We start from the raw sequence: 238 nt of genomic DNA, 5'->3' as shown, positions 1-238 counted from the left end.
AAATAGGATCAAGCTGTGTAACCGTTGCCAGCGCGCTTGTTTGACCTGCGCTAACTAACGCACCTACAGTAACACTCGATTTACTAATTTGGCCGCTAATTGGCGAAGATACATGGCTATAATCAAGGTTAATTTGCGCGCTTTTTAACTGCGCTTGTGCCGTTAATAATTCTGCAGAAGCTTGCTTAGAAGCTGCATCAGCTTCGTCAAAATCTTGCTGACTTACGGCTTTAATTGC

1 pseudogene is annotated in these 238 nt (G+C 43.7%); it reads right to left on the bottom strand.

Annotated elements, in window-relative coordinates:
• Positions 1 to 238: pseudogene (locus tag SB749_RS20770) on the bottom strand (efflux transporter periplasmic adaptor subunit); the annotation flags it as partial.

The sequence above is a fragment of the Brevibacterium sp. SIMBA_078 genome (assembly GCF_046534565.1).
Taxonomy (GTDB): domain Bacteria; phylum Actinomycetota; class Actinomycetes; order Actinomycetales; family Brevibacteriaceae; genus Brevibacterium.
The sequence above is the reverse complement of the archived record's forward strand: the minus strand, read 5'-3'. Positions and strand labels throughout refer to the sequence as shown.